The organism is Accumulibacter sp. (genome assembly GCF_029255285.1).
GTDB lineage: Bacteria > Pseudomonadota > Gammaproteobacteria > Burkholderiales > Rhodocyclaceae > Accumulibacter.
Genome location: NZ_JAPUVI010000030.1, coordinates 79807 through 87757 on the forward strand (window position 1 = coordinate 79807; position 7951 = coordinate 87757).

Sequence of the window (7951 nt, forward strand, 5' to 3'; positions counted from 1 at the left end):
GGCGCCGTGACCGAAACCGTGTCGCCCACGACCAACGCTTCGTTCGACGCGCCGGGCGCCGCCGCGCTCGACCGATCGGCGGACTTTCGGGACTGTCTGGCGCGGCTCGCGCAGATCCTGCCGGCGCAGGCGCCGTTGCGTGATTTCGTCCATCACAACACCTTGCACGCATTCGAGCATCTGCCGTTTGCCGAGGCGCTGGCGGCGGTTCGACGGCTGACCGGCGCCCGCCCGTGGCTGGCCGAAGACCGTTGCCGCGAGCTCTACCGCCAGGGGCGGGTCAGCGCGGCAGACCTCGCGGCGGCGCTACGGCAAGTCCCCGGCGCCGCCGTCGACGACCTGCTGTTCGCCGGTGAAACTTGGCAACTGAGCCGTGGCCAGGTGTTGCAGGCAGCATTGCTGGGCACGCTCGAGCAGCCTTCGCCAGTCCACTTGCGCTGGCTGGCCGAGGAGAGCGCCGTCTTCGAGCGCTTGCCGGCCGATCTCGATGCGGCGACGCGGCGGCGTCTGCTGACCGCCGCCGCACTCGACGGTCACGGCGAAAAATCCGCCGTGGCCGACCTCTGGGCAGCCGCGCAGGAACTGCGCGCGGCGCGGCCGCTCGGGCCGCAGGCCGCTACTGAAGCGCGCGAACCGTCGACGGAGCAGGCTGCCGCGCTGTGGCAGGACTTGCTCGCGCGGCTCGGCGAGGAGTGGACGCTGTGCGATCTGCTCGCGCACCTGGTCGGCGACGATCGCCGCGAACTGCTGCATCCGGCACTGATACGCCAGCTTTCGGCACATCTCGACCAGGGGCTGGCCGCGTGGCGGAATCCGGCCCGCGGGCAGGGCTTCTACGCCGCGTGGCGGCACAGCGCCGGCCGCGACCTGACGTGGGAACTCGACGAGTTCGCCTGGGCTCGGCACGACATCGAGCGCCTGCCGGCAGACCCGTGGGAGGCCATGGCGGGCGAGTTTCTGCGCCTCGGCCTCGACCCGTCGCGCTACGGCGCCTACCTGCAACGGCTGGCGCTCGAGTTGCCGGGCTGGGCCGGGATGGTCCGTCGGCGCGAGTCGCAGACCGGCGCGGCGGAAGTGCCGGTCAGCCTGGCCGACTTCCTTGCCGTGCGCGTCGTTCTCGAACGCCTCTATGCCGAACAACTCGTCCGCCGTGTCTGGGGCTTGCCGCTGCACCTGCCGGGGCTCGGCGAGTACTTCGTCGACCGGCCGGCCGAGCTCTGGGTACGACACGCCTGCGGGAGCGGGCAGTTGTCGGAAGAGATGCGCCATCGGGTGGCGCCGCGTCTGGCCTCGCCGGGCGGCGAGGAAGCGGACTGGCGGGCGCTGGCTGCCCGGCTTGTCGAAGAGCGCCACGAAGCTGGCGCGGTCGCGCCGGACGCCTGGCCATTGTTCGACCTGGCGCGACGGCTGGGACTCTGTGGCCGGGAGTTGCGGTCCATTGGCACGGCGGGGGCGACGGCGCTGTTCGACTGCGCCGCCTCGCTCGATGCCGACCAGCGTGGCCGGGTCTGGCTGCTGGCCTACGAAGGGCATTATCGACAACAGATCCTGGCCGCCCTGGTGGCCAATCACGGCCGCGCGTCGCCGTTCGCTAGTACGCCGCAGGCGCAGTTCGTCCTCTGCATGGACGACCGCGAGGAGGGTACGCGGCGACACCTGGAGGAGGTCAATCCGGCTTTCGAAACCTTCGGCGCCGCCGGTTTCTTCGGCGTGCCGATGCTCTGGCAGGGTCTCGACGACGAGACGCCGACAGCCTTGTGCCCGATCGTCGTGCGGCCCGAAAACGCGCTGCGCGAGGCGCCGCCAGCGGGCGTCGACGCGGCCCTGCGGCAGCATAGGCGTCGGCGGCGAATGCTTTTCGCCTGGCGCGAACGCCTGCACCAGGGCAGCCGACGCGGCTGGCTGCCGGCCTCGCTGCTGATCGTCGCCGCCGGCCTGCCGGCCTTGCTCGGCTTGCTGGCGCGGACGCTGGCGCCGGGGCGCTGCGGCGGACTGCTGGAGGGCTGGCGCAAGGCCTTCGAGAAGCCGTTGCCAGGCGTCCTGCAACTGACCGCCGAGCCTGCCGAGGCGAGCCGTGTCGCCAGTGCGGCGCTACCCCGCCTGGGTTTCAGCGAAGAGGAACAGGTGGCGCGGGTCGCCGGCTTCCTGCGCAGCATCGGTTTGACGCGCAATTTCGCACCACTGGTGGTCATCGTCGGCCACGGTTCCGACAGTCGCAACAACCCGCATCTCGCGGCCTACGACTGCGGCGCCTGTTCCGGAAGGCATGGCGGGCCGAATGCCAGGGTGTTTGCGGCGCTGGCCAACCGTCCGGCGGTGCGTGCCGCGTTGGTGGGGCAGGGAATCGTCGTTTCCGACGCGACCCACTTCGTCGGCGCTGAGCACAACACCTGCGACGAGACTTTCGTCTGGTACGACCTCGGTCAGATCCCGGCCAGTCATCACACGGCATTCACCGCGCTGCGCCGTGACGTCGAGCAGGCGGCGCGGCGGCATGCCGTCGAACGCTGCCGGCGCTTCGCTTCGGCGCCACGCGCGCCGTCGCCGGAGCAGGCGCACCGTCATCTCGCCGCACGCCGCCACGACATCGCGCAGGCACGCCCCGAACTGGGCCATGCGACCGTCGCGGCGGCGTTCGTCGGCCGCCGTTCGCTGAGTCGGGGAGCCTTCTTCGACCGGCGCGTCTTTCTGATCTCCTATGATCCGCTGGCCGATGCCGACGGACGTGTGCTCGAAGCGACGCTGCTCGCCGCGGCACCGGTGGGTGCCGGAATCAACCTCGAGTACTACTTCTCGACGGTCGACAACGAGCGCTTCGGCTGCGGGTCGAAGATCATGCACAACCTCGCCGGACTGTTCGGCGTGATGCAGGGAGCCAGTTCGGACCTGCGCACCGGCTTGCCGCGGCAGATGGTCGAAGTTCATGAGCCGATGCGCCTGCTGGTGGTCGTCGAGCAGCGGCTCGAAATCGTCAGCGCGCTCTACCAGCGCCAAGCGCCGTTGCGCAAGCTGATCGGCAACGGCTGGATCGTTCTGGCTGCCAAGGATCCCGAGACGCCTGCGATCCATCTCTTCGATCCGACCGCCGGCTGGCAGGACTGGAAGGCCGGGCAGGCCGAGCCGCCCGCCCCGGTCGAGGTCGAACGTTCGATCGACTGGTTTGCCGGCCGACACGAAGCGCTGCCTCCGGCCTTGTTGCGCCGTCCGGTGGTCCAGCGATGAGCGGCGTCCAGCGGCTGATCTGGCGCGCGGCGCGCGAGCGCTGCCTGCGGCTGGCCGATCGGCGGACGGCAGGCACCTCACTGCGCCGCTTCACGGCTCCGGTGAGGGCCGACGGTCTTGTCCGCCTGGCCGACGACGCGCACCTGCAGCGCGTAGTCGGCCGTCTCGTTGCGCCGCGCGGCATGGCGCATGAGGTATACGCGCAGAGTGTAGACGCCGTCGGTGGGCAATTCGGCGGAAAACTCGTTGCCCGAGGTGGAACCGACGAACAGCGCCGAGTCGGCACCGGGCGCGATCACGTTGAAATAGGCGGACGGGTTGCTCGGCCGGAAGGCGACCACGATCGACTGTCCGGCGGCGGCGCGCAGCCGGTAATCGACGATCTGGTCGCCCTTGATCCTCCCCTTGAGCGTCGTACCGGTTTCGCCCTTCCTGAACTGCACTTGTTCCTGACGGTTGGCCGGCATGGCCGAGGCGGCGCTGCCGGCCAGCAGCAGTCCGGAAAGTACACTGGCAAGCAATCGAATCACTCGTCTTCCTCCCATGGTGATGGCCGCCGGCGCGTTCCGCCGAGCGATCGGATTGTACGCTTCGCCAGCCAACGAGTGTCAGGCACTGGCCGTTCGCACCTGGCGTTCCTTCGAGCCGACGCGTGCCTGGGGATGGCGGCGGCAGGTGTGCTAGCATCGCGCCGCCCACCCCGCGGCAGAGCACAACGGCGGCCAACCCTCACCATGCCGACGAGCGAAGCCGCCAAGGCCAGGAACTTTCTGCGATGAATGTCATCGACGCACTCGCCGTCGCGCTCGCCGCGTCGGTGCGCGGTATCTGGCTGGTACCGCTCTTGCCTCTGCTCGCCGCGCTGGCGATCGGACTGCGCCTGCTGCTGGGGCGAGAGGCTGGCGAACAGCACGAGTCGCTGACCGCCGGGCTGGCGAGCGGCGCGGCGCTCGCGGCGCTGCTCTTGCTGCTGCTCATCGACATGGCCGCGCTGGCCGGACTGTCGCCGCCCGGTTTGGCGTTCGGCGCGTGGTTGCGCATCGGCGAGCTACCGGTTCGCCTGTCGTTCAGCCTCGACGTCTGGAGTTTGCCGGCGGCGACGCTGGTCGCGCTGATTGCCTGGATCGCGCTCCGCTTCTCGGCGACCTACCTGCACCGCGAGAGCGGTTTCGCGCGCTTCTTCCTTGGCATGAGCCTCTTCCTCGGCGGCCTGTTACTGGTCGTCCTGGCCGGCAATGCGCTGCTCGCCTTCGTCGGCTGGGAACTGGCCGGCTTCAGCTCCTGGCTGTTGATCGCCTACGCCTGGGAGCGACCGGTGGCGACCGGCAACGCGCAGCTTGTCTTCCTTACCAACCGGGTCGGCGATGCCGGCTTCCTGCTCGGCATTGGCCTCGCCGTGTGGTCGGTGGGATCCGTCGAATGGGGCTCGCTGGCCGGCGACGGGACGCTGGGGACGGTTAGCGCACGCTTGCTGGCACTGGGTTTCGTCCTGGCCGCGCTGGTCAAGTCGGCGCAGTTGCCGTTTACCCCGTGGATTGCCCGGGCCCTCGAGGGGCCGACGCCGTCGTCGGCGGTCTTTTACGGATCGCTGATGGTGCACGCCGGCGTCTACCTGCTGTGCCGCTTGCAGGGCCTGCTCGTCCAGGTGCCCGACGTGCTGGCGCTGCTCCTCGTCGTCGGCCTGTCGACCGCTCTCTATGGCGGCCTGTGCGCGTTGGTGCAAAGCGACGTCAAGTCGGCGCTGATTTTTTCGACCGTGACGCAGGTCGGGTTGATGTTCCTGCTCTGCGGCCTCGGTCTGTTCTGGCTGGCGGCCGTCTACTCCGGCCTGCACGCCGCCTGGCGTGCCTATCAGTTTCTGCTGGCACCGGCCTACATGCATCTGGTGGGCCGCCCGGCACGACCGGTGGGGCGCTGGCTGGCCGGCTGGACCTGGCTCTACACCGCGGCGTTGCAGCGTTTCTGGATCGAAGCGCTGGCCAACAGCCTGCTCACGCGGCCGACGCTGGCCCTGGGGCGCGACGTGCGGGCGCTCGACGAACACTTTATCGACCCGCTCATCGGGGCGCCGCGCGACGAGACGCAGCGCGAGCTCCGCTCGGCGCCCGACGGCCGGCCGCCGAGTCCGATCGGCGACCCGGGCGACGCTCTGATTCGCGGCCACGGCCTGGCCGGGCGCGCGCTTCTCGGTTTCGCCGGATGGCTGCAGAACGTCGAGAACCACCTGTTGCTGAGCGGCGACGGGGCGTTGGCCGCCCTCCTGCAGCGCGCGGGACGACACGCGGACGCCGTCGAGTCGCTGCTCGAACAGCCGCGCTATCTGATGCTGATGGTGATGGCCACTTTCGTGGTGATCCTGTGAACGAAGTGCTGTGGGCGGCGCAGGCCGGCTACCCGCCACTGGCCACCCTGCAGTGCTTGCCGCTGGGCGGAGCGCTGCTCCTGCTGATCATGCGCGAGCAGGATCTCGCGCTGATCCTCGGCCGCGTTTTCGCGGTCGGCGAACTCGTCGTGGCGATCGACCTGTACGCGCGCATCGACGTCTCGACCAGCGCCCTGCAGTTCGCCGAGCACCTCGACCTGTTCGCCTACCATGCGGCCGCCGACGGCGTCAGCGTGCTGTTCGTCCTGCTCACCGCCCTGCTCGGCGCCCTGTTGTCCTTCTATGGCATGGCGCGGCAACAGATCTCGCCGGTCCAGTTGCTGAGCGTCCTGTTGTTGACCGAGGCCTCGCTGATGACCTTGCTGACGACGATGAACCTCTTGTGGTTCGCCGCCGCCTCGGCCGGGCAGTTGGCGCTTGTCGGCTACCTGTTGTGGCGCTGGGCGTCGTCGCCGGAAGAAAGCCTCGCCCTGTCGCGCTTCCTGCAGTACCAGTTGTTCGGCTGGTGCCTGTTCGTCGCCGGCGCCGTCGTCCTCGTCTGGAGCCATGCCGACGCCAGCGGCGGGCGCTGGAGCTTCGATCTTTTTGACCTGCTGCGCACGCCACAAATCGGCAAGTACCAGTCGGCGGCCTTTTACCTCCTGTTCTATGGCCTGGCGGTGCGCACGCCGCTGTTTCCGCTGCACGGCTGGCTGCCCAACTCGGCCGGCTACGGGCTGATCGCCGTCGGGCCGGTATTGTTGCTCGGTGTCAAGGTGGGGATTTACGGCATGGCGCGCTTCCTGTTGCCGCTGACCGCCGAGGCGGTGATGATCTGGCAGCCCTACGTCGTCGCCTTCGCCATGGTCGGCGTCTTCTTCGCCGCGGTGATGGCCTTCCGGCAGGTGAACCTGCGGCGTCTGATGGCCTTCGCCGTCGTCAGCCATACCAGCCTGATCGTCATCGGCCTGTTCACGCTGCATCCCGCCGGTTTGCAAGGTGCTTTGCTGCTGGCGATCAATTTCGGTCTGGCGATCACCGTCATGCTGCTCATGGTGGGCTACGTCTACCGCCGCACCGGGACGACCGCTCTCGGCCGGCTCGGCGGGCTGTTCGATCGTGTCCCCTTCATTGCCGTCGCTTTCCTGATCGGCGGCCTGGCCATCCTCGGCATGCCCGGTACGCCGGGTTTCGATGCCGCGCACCTGGTCCTCGAAGCGTCGATCGAGACGTTTGGCGCGCTGCCGACGATCGCTACCGCGTTGGGTAACGTTGCCGCCGCCGGTTTTCTGCTCTGGGCTTTCCAGCGCGCCTTCCTGGCGCCGCGACCGCGAGACGTGCCGGTAGCCCGCATCGCGCGCACCCGTCCGATGGAATATTTCGTCGGCGGCACGACCTTGCTCGTCCTGCTGGCCGCCGGCTTCTGGCCCGAACCCTGGCTGCAGCTTACCGATACCGCGACGCAGGCGCTGGCGGCGTATTTTCAGCATGACTGAACTGAGCGCCTGGCCCTTGCTGAGCTTTCTGCTGGCGCTACCGGTGCTCGGTGCGCTGGTCACCGCGCTCCTGCGGCGTGCCCCCTGGGCGACCTGGCTGGCGTTCGGCGCCAGCCTATTGACGCTGCTCGTGGCACTGCTGGTGGTCGCCGCCTTCGACAGGACAGTGGCCGATTTTCAATTGCTCGACTCGGCGGACTGGATCGCCGGGCTCAACGTTCGCTATCTCGTCGGCGTCGATGGCATTTCGCTGCTCTTTCTGCCAGCCACGGCGCTCCTCTTCTGTGGCGCCGTCGTCGCCAGTTGGCGTGTCGGCGCCAACGCGTCGACGCTGGCTCCCGGACTGTACTTTTCCCTGCTGCTGCTGCTCGAAGCGGCGACGCTCGGCGTCTTCTGCGCGCTGGATACCGTCCTGTTCTTTTTCTGCTGGGAGTTTACGCTGCCGCCGCTCTACTTTCTGGTCAGTCTGTGGGGCGTCGGCGTCGGCCGGCAGGCGGCGGCGGTGCGCTATTTCCTGGTCATGCTGGCCGGCGGCGTACCGCTTCTCTTCGGCCTGCTGGCGGCAGCCTTCGGGCAGGCGGGGGGTGGCGGGCCGGTGTTCGACTTGCCGACGCTGCTCGCGACGCCGCTGCCCGAGGGCGCGCAGACCCTGGTTTTCCTGCTGCTGTTCGTCGGTTTCGCCGTCAAGGTGCCGCTCGTGCCGGTGCATACCTGGTTGCCGCCGATCGCCATCGCGGCGCCGGCAGCAGTCACGGCGCTCATCGTTGGCCTCAAACTGGGTGCCTACGGACTGATCCGCCTGGCCATTCCGCTCGCCCCCCTGGCCGCGCGCGACCTGCACTGGCTGCTTGCCGGTTGTGGCACCGTGGCG

5 protein-coding genes are annotated in these 7951 nt (G+C 69.0%); 4 read left to right on the forward strand and 1 reads right to left on the reverse strand.

Features of this window, described 5'->3' with window-relative positions:
- The first annotated feature begins 6 nt into the window (after positions 1-6).
- Complete coding sequence (locus tag Q1M07_RS05225) at positions 7-3222, forward strand: DUF2309 domain-containing protein (RefSeq protein ID WP_300451670.1); 3216 nt, start codon at positions 7-9, stop codon at positions 3220-3222.
- Between the two features lie 77 nt (positions 3223-3299).
- On the opposite strand, the gene Q1M07_RS05230 is transcribed toward Q1M07_RS05225, so the two are convergent.
- On the reverse strand, positions 3300-3752 hold the full coding sequence (locus tag Q1M07_RS05230) for a hypothetical protein (protein ID WP_300451673.1): 453 nt from the start codon (positions 3750-3752) through the stop codon (positions 3300-3302).
- A gap of 245 nt (positions 3753-3997) precedes the next feature.
- Between Q1M07_RS05230 and Q1M07_RS05235 the strand changes: the two genes are divergently transcribed.
- The 3 genes from Q1M07_RS05235 to Q1M07_RS05245 form a co-directional block, all read left to right on the forward strand.
- Positions 3998-5584, forward strand: a complete 1587-nt coding sequence (locus Q1M07_RS05235; protein WP_300451676.1) for a proton-conducting transporter membrane subunit — start codon at positions 3998-4000, stop codon at positions 5582-5584.
- Positions 5581-7080, forward strand: coding sequence for an NADH-quinone oxidoreductase subunit M (locus Q1M07_RS05240; protein WP_300451680.1), 1500 nt, complete (start codon positions 5581-5583; stop codon positions 7078-7080). The genes Q1M07_RS05235 and Q1M07_RS05240 overlap by 4 nt, the downstream gene beginning before the upstream one ends.
- On the forward strand, positions 7073-7951 hold an 879-nt coding region (locus tag Q1M07_RS05245; RefSeq protein WP_300451683.1), incomplete at its 3' end, for a proton-conducting transporter membrane subunit. The genes Q1M07_RS05240 and Q1M07_RS05245, both read left to right, overlap by 8 nt.